The organism is Companilactobacillus zhachilii, assembly GCF_003606365.2.
In the GTDB taxonomy this organism is placed as follows: domain Bacteria; phylum Bacillota; class Bacilli; order Lactobacillales; family Lactobacillaceae; genus Companilactobacillus; species Companilactobacillus zhachilii.
This window is the reverse complement of record NZ_CP031933.2, coordinates 1,828,190-1,841,933: the sequence shown is the minus strand read 5'-3', so window position 1 is coordinate 1,841,933 and position 13,744 is coordinate 1,828,190. Positions and strand designations below refer to the sequence as shown.

The 13,744-nt window shown below is 36.4% G+C and carries 11 protein-coding genes and 1 pseudogene; 8 read left to right on the top strand and 4 right to left on the bottom strand.

What is annotated here, in order from left to right:
* Window positions 1-57: 57 nt before the first annotated feature.
* On the bottom strand, window positions 58-231 hold the full coding sequence (locus tag D1B17_RS12965) for a glycosyl hydrolase family 65 domain-containing protein (protein ID WP_240704475.1): 174 nt from the start codon (window positions 229-231) through the stop codon (window positions 58-60).
* Window positions 232-357: 126 nt separating this feature from the next.
* A pseudogene (locus D1B17_RS08400) lies at window positions 358-2,363 on the bottom strand (glycoside hydrolase family 65 protein); the annotation flags it as partial.
* A gap of 613 nt (window positions 2,364-2,976) precedes the next feature.
* Here D1B17_RS08400 and D1B17_RS08395 point away from each other — a divergent pair.
* The 5 genes from D1B17_RS08395 to D1B17_RS08375 all read left to right on the top strand — a co-directional run bounded on the left by D1B17_RS08395 (window position 2,977) and on the right by D1B17_RS08375 (window position 9,259).
* Window positions 2,977-4,944, top strand: a complete 1,968-nt coding sequence (locus tag D1B17_RS08395) for a PTS sugar transporter subunit IIABC (RefSeq protein ID WP_120142117.1) — start codon at window positions 2,977-2,979, stop codon at window positions 4,942-4,944.
* Between the two features lie 364 nt (window positions 4,945-5,308).
* On the top strand, window positions 5,309-5,902 hold the full coding sequence (locus tag D1B17_RS08390; protein ID WP_120142118.1) for a hypothetical protein: 594 nt from the start codon (window positions 5,309-5,311) through the stop codon (window positions 5,900-5,902).
* An 89-nt stretch (window positions 5,903-5,991) separates the two neighbouring features.
* The gene (locus tag D1B17_RS08385; protein WP_120142119.1) at window positions 5,992-6,537 is read left to right on the top strand and encodes a GNAT family N-acetyltransferase; all 546 of its coding nucleotides are present in this window, start codon (window positions 5,992-5,994) and stop codon (window positions 6,535-6,537) included.
* Window positions 6,538-6,713: 176 nt separating this feature from the next.
* Window positions 6,714-8,249 (top strand): gluconokinase, encoded by a 1,536-nt coding sequence (gntK, locus tag D1B17_RS08380; RefSeq protein ID WP_120142120.1) that lies wholly within the window; start codon window positions 6,714-6,716, stop codon window positions 8,247-8,249.
* 353 nt (window positions 8,250-8,602) lie between these two features.
* The gene (locus D1B17_RS08375; protein ID WP_120142121.1) at window positions 8,603-9,259 is read left to right on the top strand and encodes a DPBB and LysM peptidoglycan-binding domain-containing protein; all 657 of its coding nucleotides are present in this window, start codon (window positions 8,603-8,605) and stop codon (window positions 9,257-9,259) included.
* 121 nt (window positions 9,260-9,380) lie between these two features.
* Here the strand turns inward: D1B17_RS08375 and D1B17_RS08370 are convergent, their stop codons facing one another.
* Entirely contained in the window at window positions 9,381-9,686 is a 306-nt protein-coding gene (locus D1B17_RS08370; protein WP_120142122.1) for a PTS sugar transporter subunit IIB, read from the bottom strand.
* A 305-nt stretch (window positions 9,687-9,991) separates the two neighbouring features.
* Here D1B17_RS08370 and D1B17_RS08365 point away from each other — a divergent pair, with 305 nt between their 5' ends.
* The 3 genes from D1B17_RS08365 to D1B17_RS12630 all read left to right on the top strand — a co-directional run bounded on the left by D1B17_RS08365 (window position 9,992) and on the right by D1B17_RS12630 (window position 13,029).
* Window positions 9,992-11,419 (top strand): C69 family dipeptidase, encoded by a 1,428-nt coding sequence (locus D1B17_RS08365; RefSeq protein ID WP_120142123.1) that lies wholly within the window; start codon window positions 9,992-9,994, stop codon window positions 11,417-11,419.
* A gap of 494 nt (window positions 11,420-11,913) precedes the next feature.
* On the top strand, window positions 11,914-12,735 hold the full coding sequence (locus D1B17_RS08360) for an alpha/beta fold hydrolase (RefSeq protein WP_120142124.1): 822 nt from the start codon (window positions 11,914-11,916) through the stop codon (window positions 12,733-12,735).
* A gap of 120 nt (window positions 12,736-12,855) precedes the next feature.
* The gene (locus D1B17_RS12630; protein ID WP_166806652.1) at window positions 12,856-13,029 is read left to right on the top strand and encodes a hypothetical protein; all 174 of its coding nucleotides are present in this window, start codon (window positions 12,856-12,858) and stop codon (window positions 13,027-13,029) included.
* A 249-nt stretch (window positions 13,030-13,278) separates the two neighbouring features.
* Here the strand turns inward: D1B17_RS12630 and D1B17_RS08355 are convergent, their stop codons facing one another.
* The gene (locus tag D1B17_RS08355) at window positions 13,279-13,713 is read right to left on the bottom strand and encodes an ACT domain-containing protein (protein WP_120142125.1); all 435 of its coding nucleotides are present in this window, start codon (window positions 13,711-13,713) and stop codon (window positions 13,279-13,281) included.
* Between the last annotated feature and the right edge of the window lie 31 nt (window positions 13,714-13,744).

Here is a 13,744-nt window from a genome sequence, read left to right as displayed (position 1 = left end):
AAATCGACCCAACATTCCTTAAAGGAGTGCTGAGTCGATTTTTTATAAACCAACAAATTAACAAGTAAGTTGAATTTGTTGGCTAGCTCTTAATGGTAATTTCTTGCCCATGAAGATAACTTCTGTGTCGTGGTCAGTGGTGATTGTTACGCCATCGGCTGTTACTTGGAAGGCGTAATTGACTCCTTTGAAGTCTATATTGAAGGCAATTTCGTTCCATTGTTTTGGCATGTGTGGATTGATTTCCAATATGTCGCCACGATAGTCGATGCCGGCAAAGAAGGTTGTTACGACGTTGATTGTTGCTCCCATGACGCCTAAGTGGATGCCTTCGGCTGTGGTTCCTCCTTGGATATCATAGTAATCACTCGTTAAAGCTTCGTAGAATAGTTTCCAAGCTTCATTTGTATCGTCAACTTTTAATAGCAACATTGCATAGACGATACGAGATAGGGTTGAACCATGGGTTGTTCTAGCAATGTAGTATTTGACATTGTCATCAATGAATTTTTCACGGTTAGCGATTGGATATCCGAGGTCGTCCATAATATCAAAGAAATCATTATCGGTTAAATTGTATAGTGCCATCAAAGTGTCGGCCTGTTTAGCAACTTGATAATTATCGGGTGAGTCGTTGTGAGCTTTGAGGATTCGATCCATTCTGGAAATATTGTCATATTGTTGACGATATTTGGCGAAATCTAATTCTTTCAAATTAAAGTAGCCTTCGAATTGTCCTAAAATATCACCTTTAAAATCGAGTTTCAAATTGTGTCTAATATCATTGATTTTTTGTAAATCAACAGTTGTAAAGTTAGTTTTCTGGAAAATATCTTCTATAATATCACTATTTTCGTTAGTGATTAAGTCATTGATTTGTTTGAATAACCAACTAACCATAATGTTGGTATAGGCATTATTCTTGAGACCACTGGTCTTACTTTGAGGGTATCCTTCGTGGAATTCATCCGGACCCATAACATCGTAAATAGAATACTTACCGCTATCTTTATTGAGTGTGGTCATGTCGATCCAGAATTTGCTAATATCTAACAACATTTCGTATCCATATTGACGCATAAATGTTTCGTCATGAGTAAGGTTGAAATAGTTCAAAACGTTGTATGCAATTGCTAAAGAAACGTGGCGTTGTTTACGTGAGTTATCGGGATCCCATTTATTAGTAATTGGATTTAAGTGAACTAATTGTGATTGCTCATCACCGTACATCCCACTTTGCCAAGGAAACATAGCACCGTCATGATTGTCATCAGCAGCATAGTCGATAGCTGCACCAAGACGATTGTAGCGATACATCAATAAGCTTTTTACTAATTCAGGGGAGTGAAGGGCATAGTAGTCCATATCAAATAATTCATCCCAGAAAATATGTCCACGATAACCTTCACCGGTTAAGCCACGTGACCCAACAGAAGCATCAAGATTTTTGTTCGCATTTATTTGAGCTGCACAAGTCATACTGTAACTATTTAATCTCAAAAGTTTTTGGGCGGTAATATCGCCATTAACAAAAATATCTTCATGATGCCAAATATTGCGCCAGTTTTGAATAGCTTGAGTTTCAGCTACGGCAAAGTCAGGTAAAAATTCATGTTCTTGGGCTATTTGAGCAACGTTAGTTTTCGTTTCTAGTGAAGTAAAAAGACCAACGTATTTTTCAAAATGATAAGTTTCACCGGCACTAACATGGAAGGAGACTTGTTGTTCAGCAATTTCGGCTTGATTGTTAGTTTTATATTGTGTGTTATTGATTGTGGAATAGTTTAATTCAGTTTTAATCGCTATTTGAACATCGGATTGATTCGTGTGTGCAAGTAAAGTTGAAGCTGTATCGGAGTTTTCAATTTTATCGACAACCAGGTGTTTATTAGCTAAATTACGATATCTTTCTACGTTCGAATTAACAACTGTTCCATCAGTTTGTGTATAAATAGTAATTTTGCCATTAAAATTCAATGGTTCAATCACATATTGTAAATAGTAGTCATGATAATTCTTTAAATCAGCTAATTTCTTTCAGTGATTTTTAGCTCTTTATTATCATTTAGTTGAACTAACATAGTAATGGTTAGTAGGCCCGTCTTCAGGTCGAGTGAACGGTTAGCTTCAACAATGTTTTGTTCATTAATTTGAAAGCGCTCGCCGCCATCAACACTGAAAGTAATATATTGGGCATTAGGTAGGTTGACTAAGTCCTCGTTGATCACGTTTCTTCCATTAATAGGAGTTCCCAATTGGTTGAAGACACCAGCAACATATGTAGCAGGATAATTATCGTCATTTGCCTTGGCTTCTAAATAGGTACCGCGAAGTCCGAAAAATCCGTTCCCAATGGTTTGCATTGATTCTTGACCATACTGGCGTTTACCATGATCAATTCCGTAATAGTCAAGGTGCCAAGTTGAATAATCGATTTCTTCTTCATAGGCTGACAGTAAATCGGAATTGGCAATGTCTTCACTATTAATAACTGGTATATGGAAGATATTTTCCAATTCGGTTCCAAAGTCAATGGCTTTACCATGGTAAAAAATAGCATTACGCTTAAGTTGATATTGACTAGGGTTAGTAATCACTAGAACTTTCGCTGAATTGGCAGTTTTATTTTTAAACGATTGTAAATTTTGTTTGATATCTAAGTCTGAATCAAAATTGTAAGAATTTTCATCAATTTTACTTATACGGTCAGCGTAAAAAATTTGTTGATCAGTAATTTTTAAGTACATTGCGTTCATAATAAAATCCTCCATTAAATAGCTAGAATAAGATAGAACAAAATTTTGATATGTGTTTAAACATATCCTCTTCAATTAGATTATACACCCTGTTTAGATGAATATAACGCGAATTTAATAATAAATTATATTAAAACTTGATGTTTATACATGATGAGATGTATTATAGTAATAGTTAAGATGTAACCGGTTACCGATGAATTTAAGGAGGTGCTTTTTTATGAAGGGTACAGTTAAAATGCTCGCTCCAGTTTCTGGGCAAGCAATTGAAATGACTGAAGTTCACGATCCGATGTTTTCTGAAAAAGCCATGGGTGAAGGTTTTGGTATCATACCTAATGACCAAACAATCGTGGCTCCTGTTTCTGGTAAAGTTATGTTAGTAGCATCAACTAAGCATGCCATTGGATTCAGTACGGATGATGGTTTTGAAGTATTGGTTCATATGGGTGTTGATACAGTTGAGTTGAACGGAGCTCCGTTTGAACTATTTGTTAAAGAAGGAGATACCGTTAAAGCTGGTGACACAATTGCCACAATGGATATTGATGCCGTCAAAAAAGCCGGGAAGGTAACAGACGTTATCGTCGCTATCACCAATACCGCTAAGATGGTTAAAGATATTCAAATCAATAAAGGCAATGTTAATGCAGGGGATGCTGTTGCAACAGTTGAACCAATGGCTCCCGGTGAGGCAACTGCTAAGCCCAAAGGCAAAGTTGATTATGATCAACTAGGTAAAGACATTGTGAAGAATGTCGGTGGCGTTGCCAATGTTGAAAATGTTATTCACTGTATTACACGTGTCCGTTTTTATTTGAAAGATGATAACAAAGCAAATGATGAAGTTATCAAGAATATGCAAGGCGTTCTAGACGTTGCTAAAGCTGGTGGACAATACCAAGTTGTTATTGGACCAGCGGTTGAAGATGTTTATGATGCTGTTGTTAAAGCTTTAGGACCAGGTTTCGGGGAAGATTCCGCTGCTCCTAAGCAAGAAAAAGTAGTTGCACCAAAAGGTGTCTGGCCAAAGACAAAATTCTATTTTAGTGCTCTAATTGGTGTTATTACAGCCAGCATGATGCCTATCATTGGTTTGTTAGCTGCTTCAGGTATTTTGAAAGGACTTTTAGCTTTAATTGTTTCAGCTAAATGGCTTTCCGCAACAAGCTCAACGTATATGATCATTAATGCGATGGGTGATTCAGTCTTTTACTTCCTACCAATTCTAGTTGGCTTTACTGCTGCTAAGAGATTAGGCGCTAACCAAATTATTATGGGTGTTATTGGTGGTGTACTAGCATATCCAACACTTGTTCAAGTTGCTACAAAAACAAGTTCTACAGCTATGAATATTAACTCTAATTTCTTTGGTATTCCTATCCACATTGCTAACTATACATATTCAATTTTCCCAATGATCGCTGCAGCTTGGATTGCTGCTAAAATTGAACCATGGCTCAAGAAACATATCGTTATGTCACTACGTATGATTCTTAGTCCATTGCTAGAAGTATTTATTGTCAGTGCTATTATTATCGTCATTGTTGGACCAGTTATTACTTTGCTAAGTTCATACTTAGCTGCTGGTATCGTTGCTCTATTGAAGATCAGTCCAGCTATTTCTGGTTTGATTATTGGTGGTTTGTATCAATGCTTGGTTATTTTCGGTTTGCACTGGGCCGTTATTCCAGTCGTTGCCAGTCAAATCGCCACAACAGGACACAGTGCTTTGAACGCTATCGTTTCAGCAACAATGGTTGCTCAAGGTGCCGCTGCAATGGCTGTCTTTGTTAAAACGAAGAGAAACATTGATATGAAACAAATTGCTGGTGCCGCTACATTGTCAGCCTTCGCTGGTGTTACAGAACCCGCAATGTATGGTATTAATTTGAAGTATGGTCGTATCTTCTGGACTGCTAATATCGGTAGTGCTGTTGGTGGTTTGATCACAGGACTATTGCATGTTGATATGTGGGGCTTTGCCGGTTCATTGATCGGATTTGCTTCATTCATCAATCCTAAAGGTATCGATGGTAGTTTCACAGGTTACTTAATTGCTTCTGCCGCAACAATTATCGTTGCATTCACATGTACATACTTGTTCGGATTCAAAGAAGAAGACCTTGAAAAGAGCCATGCTGTTGAAAAGGTAAGATTAGGTAGTCGTGAACCTGCAGCTAACTAAAATTATGAATAAACTAAACAGGACTGCTAGTAAAATAGCAATCCTGTTTTTGTGTGTTTGAATATGTAAGCAAAAACTTTTAGATTTTACAAATAGTAATTAGTTGTAATATTTCGTTTAAAAATGAATGAAAACGTTGACGGCATTAATCTGTAGAAGATAAAATTAATGTAGTTGTAGTGCATGTTGCTAGACCACGGGACGACTTTTGAAACTCGCGCTTTGTGCGAGTTTCAAAAGCGAGCTGAAAGACCTTGGCTTTCAGCGGTCCCCATAGCGACCAAAATTTCTTGCTCTTGGAGGCGGAATATTTAACTAGCACCACACATAACTATAATATCCATTAACCATAGGGGGTTAGAAAATGAAACTGAAAAAGTTAAGTATTATTTTATTTTCTCTAAGTTTTTTTGCCTTATTTTTTACTAAAGCACAAGTCGTTGAAGCTAGTGATACGGCTGAACAAGCGTATAAAACAGTCATTGATACTAGAGATAGCGTAGTGTCATTATATGCAAAGGGCGACGATAATGTCTTTAGAAAAGTTACCAATAGAGCCTTAGCACCAACTAGCTCTTGGTATACGGATAAGCAAGTTTATCATGGATTAACAGAAAACAATACATATGGAAATTTCTTTAGAGTTGCTACCAATGAGTGGGCTGAGTATAAAGATAGTAATTTTGGAGTTGAAGTTATACTTCAAAAATTGACTGCTCAAGTGGATAATTATCCACAAATAGACGCGCAGACTATTACTGTTAAAGATGGTGTTAAAGCTCCAATATATGATTCATACGGACATCGTACGGGTAAAACTGTACCCGCTAATAGCTCGTGGTCAACGGATAGACTTTACTCATATGGTTCGGGAATACCGCTAGACTTCATAGCATACAGAATTGGCAGTAACCAATGGCTCAGCTATGATGATGTAAATGTAACGGCTACTCGTTAAGAAAATTAAAATTTTAATTAATATACTATTTTTAAAAGGGATTTGTCATATACTTATGGTAAGTCCTTTTTTTGTTCTGGAGGTTAAAAATGGCGGAAATTGAAATTAGACCAGCTCGTCCCGAAGAAGTGGAAGAGTTTTGGGAAACGGCATATAGTGACCCTGATGCTGAATGGGCTAAATATAACGGCCCTTACTTTAATAATAAATTTCCAAGTCGAGAAGAGTTTGTCAGTGTTATTGCTTATCGGAAGTGGATTCATGATAAGAATCATTTAGTTGTAACTTATGATGACAAAATTGTTGGATCAGTCGGTGCTGGTTTTGAAGATGGTCGATTGGAACGTTGGCTCGATATTGGAATTATCATTTATCGCAATGATTTATGGGACAAACATATTGGAACGCAAGCACTGAAACTATTTATTGATTATGTCTTCGGTATTTATGATTTGCCACACGTTGGTTTGACTACCTGGTCAGGGAATCCTCGGATGATGCATGTCGCTGAAAAAGTTGGCATGAAACAAGAGGCCTGTGTACGTAAAGTTCGTTATTATAATGACAAATATTATGATTCAGTCAAATATGGAATTTTACGGGATGAGTGGAAAGCTTTGAAAAATAATGACTAAGGTTGCTGGGTTCTGAGACAGTTACTGTGCGGAGTAGTATCTATGTAATTTAAGAATCAGAATGATGTTATGCGATAAATATAAAATCAGATAACCTTAAAGACGGATTATCTGATTTTTTCGTTTCTATTTACAATTTGAACGTGTTTCTACTATATAATAAGGAGTTTTTGGTTATGGATTATATGCTTGGGGTCGATATCGGCACGACTAGCACTAAAAGTGTACTTTATGATATGAAGGGACAAGTCGTGGCTTACGCGAATGCCGGTTATAAGTTATATCAAGATATTCCAGATATGGCTGAAGAGGATCCGGATGACATTTTAGATGCAGTTGTTGAGGTCATGGGTCAAGTTATTCGCAAAGCTAAGGCACAAGCTTCTGAAATTAAAGGCGTATCTTTTTCTTCCGCCATGCATAGTCTTATTTTGATGGACAAAAATGACCAACCATTAACTAGAGCAATTACCTGGGCCGATAATCGGGCTGCTAAATATAGTGATGAATTGAAATCAAATGGATTGGGCGCGGAAATTTATGCCAAAACCGGTACTCCGATTCACCCCATGGCTCCTTTATCAAAGATTCTGTGGCTGCGGCATGAACGTCCCGATTTATTCAAGCAGACAAAGAAGTTTATTGATTTAAAGACATATGTCTTTTTCAAACTTTTTGGTGTCTATAAGATGGAATATTCAATTGCCTCGGCAACTGGGATGTTCAATATTTTTAAATTAGATTGGGAACCACAAGCCTTAGAGTTATTGCAAATTACTAGGGAACAATTACCCGAGTTAGTGGAACCAACAGCCGCGATTACCGGTTTGAAAAATCAATATAGTGATATATTAGGTATTTCGTCCAAGACCCCCTTTATTTTTGGAGCGAGTGACGGAGTTTTATCTAATTTAGGAGTCAATGCAATCGATCCTGGTGTAGTTGCGGTAACAATTGGGACCAGTGGAGCCGTGAGAGTAGTTGTCGATAAACCAGTAGTCGACCCTGATGGAAAATTATTTTGTTACGCTTTGACAAAAGATAAGTGGGTCGTCGGTGGTCCAGTTAATAATGGTGGTATCGTCTTTCGTTGGGTCAAAGATCAATTGTTTGCGCCAGAACGAATTACAGCCGAACAAATGCAAGTTTCTACCTATGATATTTTGACGCAAATAGCTGAGAAAATCCCGGCGGGTTCAGATGGACTGTTATTTCATCCTTACTTAGGTGGTGAAAGAGCTCCAATTTGGGATGCTTATGCACGTGGTTCATATTTTGGGTTGACCCGTAAGCATACTCGAGCACATATGGTTAGAGCAGCTTTGGAGGGAATAGTCTATAATTTATATGTTGTGATGTTGACGATTGAAAAGATTACCGGTAAACCTAAAAGAATTCAGGCTACTGGAGGGTTTGCTCGTTCATCATTATGGCGCCAAATGTTGGCCGATATTTTTGAACAACCTGTGACAATACCTGAAAGTTTTGAAAGCTCATGTTTGGGTGCTGCTGTTTTGGGGATGTATGCGCTAGGTTACGTGGATGATTTATCAGCCGTTAAAAGTATGATTGGTGTGACTAATGTGCATCAACCTAATCCAAATAATTTTGAAGTTTATCGTGAATTATTACCAATTTGGATTCGACTATCTGAAATTTTAGAACCGGAATACAAAGAAATAGCCGAATTTCAAAAAAAACATAGTAATTAACTTATCATTTTGAAAAATAATTTCTAATTGTCATTTACATTGAAAAAAGTGCTATAAATCCCTTTAGACAGGAGTTTATAGCACTTTTTTTAATGATTTTATAACTTAGTTACTAATAAAATAACGGAAAATTTTCAGAATAACATATAAATTATGGCTATTTTTATAAAAATCAGATTGTTGATGCACCAACGATAAAACGAACATTTGTTTCAGTTGTATTACTAAGATTACAGAAAAGGGTGTTTTTGTAATTTTACAGACGTTGTTGTGTAATAAATACCTGTTAGTATATGCAACATAGCAAATGAGGGCTAGAAAAAATATTTTAAATATAAGGATGTAATTAATTCATGAAAAAAGTTCTATCAATCGCTTTAGTTAGTACTATGGCATTAACAGCAATCGCAACATCAACTAAGACTGCTCAAGCTGCAGTACAACTCGACAGTAACCATGTTCAAGTTGAAGCAGGTGATACATACAAGAGTATCGCTGCTAACGCTGGCGTAACAATCGCCGAACTAGAACAAGCAAACGGCCGTGAAATTGGCGGATTTGACTTGATCTTCCCAGGTGAAACAGTTACATTACCAGGTGTTACAACTCCTGCAACAACAAATACAACTGCTACACAAACACAAGCAGCTACTGAAGACACAAGTTACCAAGCACCTGCACAACAAGCAACACAAGCTACAACACAAAGTGCTACACAAACACAAACAACAACTCAAACTGGTACATCACAAGGAACATTCAAGATTTCATTCTATGATCCAGCTGTATTAGGTTCAAACATGGGTTATGGTGGTGTTGCTGCTAACCTTTCAGTATTCCCTAAGGGTACAACACTTAAGATCACACTTTCTGATGGTACAGTATTGATCAGAACAGTTAACGATACAGGTACATTTGCATACAGTAACCCTAACCAATTAGACGTTGCTATGCCAAACAACCAAATTCCTTCATACGGTGTTACAACAGCATCTGTTGAAGTGCTTTAATATAAAATTTCGGTAAAATAAAGACTCCAGTAATCCAATTTTGGATTGCTGGAGTTTTTTACTTTATGCAAAAATAGTAACACTGCTATATTCAAAATTTTCGACTATTTAACTTCAAATATTAGTTAATCAATTTCATTGCTTGGTGCAGAACGTTTTTGCCGTTCATTGTGCCATAATCTTTCATATTAATTACTTCAACAGGGACATCGACTTCTTTAATAATATTATCTAATAAGAATTGTATTTGTGGTCCAAGCAAGATAACAGAAGGATGATGGGTGTCAGCCTCAAGGGGAATTGCAGAACTGGCTGTGGCAAAAATATTAACATCAATTTTCTCAGCCTTAGCAGCTGCAATCATTTTAGTAACCAGTAACGAGGTGGACATACCTCCAGCACAAGCTAACATAATTGTTTTAGTCATCTTAATCTCCTTGAGTCAATCTTATAGTTAGTATATTCTTGGACTTGAATTTCGACAAGTTGTTAAAAGATATAATGAGACTTTGAATTTACTTTCAGCTTGTTCACAGGTTGTCTATGAAAAGGAGCAATCCATTTTTTCTGGTTCTTTATAATACTTACAATTGTTCATTATTAATTAAAAAAATAAAGAACAAACTAGCACTATACGTTAGATTGATTAAAAATTATAATTTTTCTAATAATTCCTCTGGTATAGAGCAAACAATACTCCTATACTTGTAATCAAAGAGGGAGTGAACGTAAATGAAAAATACAAGTTCTGATTGTACTGAAATTCTAGTTGGTAAAGCCGCTAGTATGGATGGTTCCACTATTGTTGCCCGTAATGAAGACGGTTATGCACCAATTAATCCGATTAAATTTGTTGCTCATGAAGCAAAAGATCAAACTGATGCTGTTTATATCTCAATTACAACCGGCGTCAAAGTACCGCTACCTGATCACGCTTATCGTTACACCGCTACACCACAGGCTGACCAAAGTGATGGACAGTATGAAGAGGCTGGTATCAACGAGTATAACGTTGGAATGAGTTCAACTGAAACTACTGCTACAAATGCGCGAGTTTTAGGCTATGATCCACTAGTGCATAATGGTATCGATGAAGAAGCCATGTTAACGTTGGTTTTGCCATATGTTAAAACAGCTAAAGAAGGTGCTATTCGTTTGGGTGCCTTGTTAGAAAAATATGGTACTGGAGAATGCAATAGCATTGCTTTCAATGACAAAGATGAAATTTGGTTGCTAGAGACAGCCGGTGGTCATCACTGGGCTGCTATGCGTCTGCCAGATGATACTTATGCAATCGTTCCTAACCAAACTGTGATGCAAGAAGTTGATGTTAATGATACAGATAATTTCTTAGTTGCTACAGATTTAGTTGAGTTTGTCGAAAAGCATCATTTGAATCCACAACCAGGCCACTTTAATTTCCGTGAAATTTTTGGTACTCAAAGTGAGGCCGACGCGTACTACAACACACCACGTACTTGGTATGGTCAAAAATTGTTTAATCCTGAAATTGAACAAGAACCAACTGCTCAAGATATGCCTTTATTGAGAAAGCCTGATAAGAAGATTGCCATTGAAGATGTTCAATATTTCTTGTCATCACATTACAATGGTACAAAGTATGATCCATTTGGAACATTTGCTTCTGGAACTGAGAAAGAACAAGTTCAATTTCGTTCAATTGCTATGGATCGTAACCAAGCTTCATCAATTCTTCAAATTAGAAATGATGTTGATGAGAATCATGCCGCCGTTCAATGGTTAGCCATGGGACTCTTCGCTTATAGTCCTTATGTACCTTTCTATACGAATATTACGGATACACCTGAAGATTACAAGAATACAACCAATGACGTTGATATCAACAACGTGTACTGGTTGGAGAAGACATTGTCAGTCATGATTGAGCCACATTATCATGAATATTCAGATATGATTCATGCTTATTTAGATGGATGTCAATCGTATGCTCGTCAACGTATAGAAGTTACCGATAAAGTAATTGACGGATTTAACGACGATGTTTCAGGCTTCTTAACCGAAAGTAATTTGAAGACAGCCGCAGAAATTTCAAAACGTACACATACTTTATTTGATGAGATTGTGAAGAAAGGTTTGAATCTTTCTAAGACAACTTGGGAAAAAGGCCAAAACTTATAATTGATTCATTTTTTCTCAGATTTGATTAATGAATTGAATAAAAAGGCTTTATCTAAATTAGAATACAATCAAAAAAGACTAAGTATTTTTCGCTCGGGTGATATATTTCGAGAGAAAAATATCTAGTCTTTTTCATTGACTAAATAGGTAATTGTTTTAAACTTTGTTAATAAACCAAAGGTTAAAAGTTTTGAAATAGATATTAATTTATGATGTTCTAGTATTTCAAAGCATAAAGAAAGTAACTATCATATATTTCAAGTGCAATAAAAAAATAACTAATAAACTAGCCGGAAGGAGCAACAAATTAGGTCGCTGTGCAGGTGGCGTTAGCACTTTAGTGCTTACACCACGGGACGACTTTTGAAATTCGCGTACTGTGCGAAGTTCAAAATCGAGTCTTGAGACCTTGGCTCAAGACGGTCCCCACAGCGACCTAATTTTGTTGCTCCTGGAGGCGGCATCTCACAGTATTTAGGCTAATAGGTGAATTTATGAAAAAAATCAAATGGGTTATATTATTGTTTGCAACAATTATCATTGCTTTGGGAACGGAACAAAAGGTATCAGCCAGTGCAGAGCAAAGACAGATGCCAACATTATTTTTTCATGGATTTGGTGGAACTGTTCATTCGATGGATTATTTAATCGACCAATCACAGCGCGATGGCTTCGCTACAAGGACCTTAACTATCGTTGTAACGCCGAAAGGGAAAGTTTTATCATATGATAATTGGCCTAAATCGGCTAAAAACCCTGAAATTCAAGTATTGTTCAAAAATAATCATGAGTCAGATTATCATCATACGGCCATATGGATTGACTCAATTTTACAGTTTTTGCATAAAAAATATGGTGTAACGCGTTTTAATGCCGTAGCCCACTCTTGGGGTAATAATGCCATTATGTATTATTTAGAAAATTACAGTCAAAAAAAGGGTCAACCGCAAATTGATTCACTCGTAAATATTGCGGCACCGATGCAAGTTTTGAATCGTAATATTTATCGCCGAAATGATTGGCGGTATTCAAGTCAGCTCAGCAAAGATTTTAATACCTATGTTGAACCTAACTCAACAATCCGTAATTTGCATATTCGGGAATTAAATATTATGGGACAATTAAGTCCAGCAGATCATTTTGATAAAGCAGTTCCCGTCTCATCGGCTAAATCTTTACGGAGAGTTTTTAAGGGACCTAAACAATCGTATCAAGCCCGATTATTTACTGGTCCACGAGCTGAGCATAGTGCTTTGACAAGACGGAATCCGAGAGTATTGCATGATATCGAACATTTTTTGTGGACAAGAAATTAGCATGAAACCTTTACTCCTGAAGGCGGTCTACTACCTTAGTTAAAAAAGTACCTTAAATTACATAACAAATTCATTATTTCGTCACATTTTTTCTATAAAGTAACAATTGCAAGATAATTAATGGAAAAAATAGGTGACAGCATGAATTTTTTACTAGTAGCAGCGATTTTTATTCTCGGACTCTGCCTGTTCAATTTTGGTGGACGGGTAAAAAGTAGCGGAGCTGCTAAATTATTTTATTTTATCGGCGCAGCTAATGTTTTATTGGCGATGTATATAGCATGGCCTAAGTAAAAATTAAGATACTTATCATTTATAAAAAACAAATTAGTCGATTGATAAATAAGCAGTTTGCTAGAAGACCGACGAAAAAGTAAGTGGACTGAGACATAACGATTTGTTATAAATATGCAGCATAAACGTGTGACAAAGCATAGCTTTTTCCGCTAAAAAAACAAACAAGACTAGCAATCCAAAATCGGATTACTAGTCTTGTTTGCTTTAATAGTCGAAAGCTGACCATGCCTTGTCACACTCTTCATATTATTCGATTGAAATTAATCGGACATTATCAACAAAATCAGATAATTTTAATTTATCTAGTAAGTCGTCAATTGTGCCATTGAGGTGGCTAATGTCGAGTGAAATAACAACCGTTGCAATGTTATGAATGGGAATATTTTGGTTGATGGTTAAGATACTTGCGTTAGATTCAGAGATATCAACTAAAACTTTTGAAAGAATACCTTGTTCATGATGAAGCATCATAGAAATAACGGCTTTGCGATCTGTCATATCATCATCAGGTAAAAAGACTAAATCTTTATATTTGTAATAAGTTCCACGACTGATACCAACCTCTTTGACCGCTTCACTAACGTTATGAACCTTTTTGGTTTCAAGTAAGTTCCGTGCCTTAATTACGCGATCAAAAGATTCAGGTAAAATAGAGCTATCAACAATATAATATTTTTCCACAGTCATTATCCCCCTCGGTTAGTTGTAATTT

Bases quoted from the DNA above. Each gene is read 5' to 3' on its own strand.
- D1B17_RS12965 (WP_240704475.1), bottom strand. From the start codon at position 231: ATGCCAAAACAATGGAACGAAATTGCCTTCAATATAGACTTCAAAGGA.
- D1B17_RS08395 (WP_120142117.1), top strand. From the start codon at position 2,977: ATGAAGGGTACAGTTAAAATGCTCGCTCCAGTTTCTGGGCAAGCAATT.
- D1B17_RS08390 (WP_120142118.1), top strand. From the start codon at position 5,309: ATGAAACTGAAAAAGTTAAGTATTATTTTATTTTCTCTAAGTTTTTTT.
- D1B17_RS08385 (WP_120142119.1), top strand. From the start codon at position 5,992: ATGGCGGAAATTGAAATTAGACCAGCTCGTCCCGAAGAAGTGGAAGAG.
- gntK (WP_120142120.1), top strand. From the start codon at position 6,714: ATGGATTATATGCTTGGGGTCGATATCGGCACGACTAGCACTAAAAGT.
- D1B17_RS08375 (WP_120142121.1), top strand. From the start codon at position 8,603: ATGAAAAAAGTTCTATCAATCGCTTTAGTTAGTACTATGGCATTAACA.
- D1B17_RS08370 (WP_120142122.1), bottom strand. From the start codon at position 9,686: ATGACTAAAACAATTATGTTAGCTTGTGCTGGAGGTATGTCCACCTCG.
- D1B17_RS08365 (WP_120142123.1), top strand. From the start codon at position 9,992: ATGAAAAATACAAGTTCTGATTGTACTGAAATTCTAGTTGGTAAAGCC.
- D1B17_RS08360 (WP_120142124.1), top strand. From the start codon at position 11,914: ATGAAAAAAATCAAATGGGTTATATTATTGTTTGCAACAATTATCATT.
- D1B17_RS12630 (WP_166806652.1), top strand. From the start codon at position 12,856: ATGGAAAAAATAGGTGACAGCATGAATTTTTTACTAGTAGCAGCGATT.